General features: G+C 67.0%; 3 protein-coding genes. All 3 read right to left on the bottom strand.

What is annotated here, in order from left to right:
- Positions 1–24 precede the first annotated feature (24 nt).
- Positions 25–1,272 carry a helix-turn-helix transcriptional regulator gene (locus IE312_RS32035; protein WP_189985755.1) on the bottom strand — a complete coding sequence of 416 codons (1,248 nt, stop codon included), beginning with the start codon at positions 1,270–1,272 and terminating at the stop codon, positions 25–27.
- A gap of 434 nt (positions 1,273–1,706) precedes the next feature.
- Positions 1,707–1,844 (bottom strand): hypothetical protein, encoded by a 138-nt coding sequence (locus IE312_RS32030; protein ID WP_189985754.1) that lies wholly within the window; start codon positions 1,842–1,844, stop codon positions 1,707–1,709.
- A 308-nt stretch (positions 1,845–2,152) separates the two neighbouring features.
- Positions 2,153–2,748 (bottom strand): DUF933 domain-containing protein (locus IE312_RS42775; RefSeq protein WP_229900687.1); only part of this gene is annotated, 596 nt, incomplete at its 5' end.

Genomic DNA, 2,748 nt, shown 5'->3' with positions numbered 1-2,748 from the left:
CGGTCGTCATCCCATCCCCTCTCGTCATGCCGTCAGGGTGCCGATCTCGGCCTTCAACTCGGCGATGCGCCGGTCGCGCCCGAAGGTACCCAGCTCGGCAGTCAGGGTTTGGAGTCTACGGGCGACGTACCCGGACCCGGACTCGCGAGCCAGGCGGAGGGCTTCGAGTCCGTACTGCACTACCTGCTCGGAGTCCTTCCTCTTGGCTCCGATGGCGGCCAGGTCGACGAGCACGGCGCCACGGCGACGGAACGAGCGGCCAGGGGCAAGAGGCTTGAGTCGAAGCGCGTCCTTGAGAGCGGCCTCAGCCAGGCCGAGCCGGTTGAGCTGCAAGTACCGGGCGCCGCGTTCCTCGGCCAGCCGGGAGCCGTCGAAGCGCAGCCATCCACCGTTGGAGACCTCACCACCAAGGTTGGACACCTTTTCCGCCTCGTCGAGCGCCTCCTCGCAGGCGTCGAAGTCGCCCAGCCACGCATACGCCTCAGCCTGAACCGCCGCTGCCCAATGCCGCGTCGAGAGACAGCTGTCCCCACGAAGGGCGACATGCCGTGCCGCTCCGAGAGTCTCCGCTGCTCGCCGGTAGCGGTTCTCGGAAAGGTCCACATAAGCGCTGCGAATGAGGGCACAGGCCCACAGGTCGTGGGCGCCGGCTTCCTTGCTCGCGCTGGCGGCCAGGGAGTACGAGGCGGTCGCGTCACAGTAGCGGTTGGCATCGAAGGCCAGTTCCCCGGCGAGCTGAAACAGATCGCCCGCAGCGGGACAAAGGGCGTCGGCTCGGCCCCCACCACCCCGAAGCGCGTCGTTCAAGGCTTCGAGCTGGGACTGAACGATGGGACGCACTGAGTGTTTGGCGCGGGCGATTTGATAGACCTGCCAAAGGTGGTCGTTCATGCGCTCGAAGTCGTCGGTGCCGCCCCGTACTGCGCCTTCCGCCAAGGCGTCCGCATCGTCCATCGGCACGACGGCGAGCGCGCCCGAGACGGCCATGAGGCGCAGGAACTCGCGTCGGATCATCTCTTCTGTGTCCCCTGGGACGTGGTGGTCGCTCGACACTACCCCCTCCGGCTCGGGCAGAACTGCAGCCGGGTCTAGCAGGGCGTCGAGTTCATCGAGGTCCATCTGTAGCACCTCGGCGACCTTTGGCCGGTGGGGAGGCTGGGGCTTCGATTTGCCCCGCTCCCATCGGCCCACGGTGCGCCGATCGACGCCGACCGCGAAGGCAAACCTCTCTTGGGTTAAGCCCCGAGCTTTGCGCCTGTCGGCAAGGCTCATGTAGGCCCCCTTCCCCGGCTCCTGCTGTTCTCAATCATGGCGCGTGTCCCATGTCCAAGAGATGTCCCAACACTGACTCATGGATGCCGTGGCCCGCACCTCTTTCACGCGGAACGCTGGACTCCCATCCGGTAAAACCGCCGTCAGCCAGCGAGGGAAACGCCATGAAGACCATGACGAACAGAGATTCTGCCTCCGCTGGCGTGAGCGTGGCCGAGGTGTTCCACCCCCAGGCCGAATCGGCGCACGCAGCACGCGAGTTCACGCGACGGGCCCTCGCCGACACCGCCTTGGAGATCGACGACATCGCTCTGTGCGTCTCCGGCGTCCTCTTGCCGTGCCACCGGGGGGTCAACCGGCTGAGCGTCTGGCTCGGACGGTGCGGGCCGGTCTGTCGGGGCCTCGCCCTGAGCCTCGATAACGGTCGGCACGTCCTAGGCGGGAATCTCGGTCGACTCGGCCTTGGCCTCAACCTGAGTGGCGTCCACGACGGTATCGACGATCTCACCGATGGCGGCCTGGGAGACCTCTTCCGGGTTGTGGACGACGACCGGCGCGGGATCGGCGATCACCTGGTCCGTGGTCGGGTAAGTGAGGGTCACCCTCGACCGTGCATGTGGGTGCTTCCGGGGACTTCTCGACCGGGGTCACCACGTCGGCCGTGACCGCGACCGACTCGGACACGCGGGCCTTGGGAGACCTGAAGGGCATCCAGGTCGTCGTCACGGTCAAGAATATGCGAACCCGCGTTCGACCGAATGGGGTATGCAGGGACAATCGATCGTCATCCGCAGGGCACTTTCGGGGCCCACCCCCGAGGGGATGGACCCCATCTGACCCGCATGTTTGCCAGATCAGCGGTGCCCTGCCATGTGAGCCGCTACACGTTGAAGCGGAACTCCACCACGTCGCCGTCCTGCATCACGTAGTCCTTGCCCTCCATGCGGGCCTTGCCCTTGGCGCGGGCCTCGGCGACCGAGCCGGCCTCGACCAGGTCGGCGAAGGAGATGACCTCGGCCTTGATGAAGCCCTTCTGGAAGTCGGTGTGGATGACACCGGCCGCCTCGGGGGCCGTGGCGCCCTTCTTGATGGTCCAGGCGCGGGACTCCTTGGGGCCGGCCGTCAGGTAGGTCTGCAGGCCGAGGGTGTCGAAGCCGACGCGGGCGAGGGTGGCCAGGCCGGGCTCGTCCTGGCCGACGGACTGGAGCAGCTCCAGGGCCTCCTCCTCGTCCAGCTCGGCGAGGTCGGCCTCCAGCTTGGCGTTGAGGAAGATCGCCTCGGCGGGGGCGACCAGGGCGCGCTGCTCGTTCTTGAACTCCTCGTCCACCAGCTCGTCCTCGTCGACGTTGAAGACGTAGAGGAAGGGCTTGGTGGTGAGCAGGTGCAGGTCGTGCAGGAGCTCGGCGCGCTCGCTGCCCTGGACGATGCCGTGCGCGAAGAGCGTGTCGCCCTTCTCCAGGATCTCCTTGGCCTCCT

The sequence above is a fragment of the Streptomyces capoamus genome, from assembly GCF_014654935.1.
Taxonomy (GTDB): Bacteria; Actinomycetota; Actinomycetes; order Streptomycetales; family Streptomycetaceae; genus Streptomyces; species Streptomyces capoamus.
This window is presented reverse-complemented; position numbering and strand designations above follow the sequence as displayed.

What these genes read in the sequence shown, in the direction of transcription:
- IE312_RS32035 (WP_189985755.1), bottom strand. Translation starts at nt 1,272, where the DNA reads ATGAGCCTTGCCGACAGGCGCAAAGCTCGGGGCTTAACCCAAGAGAGG.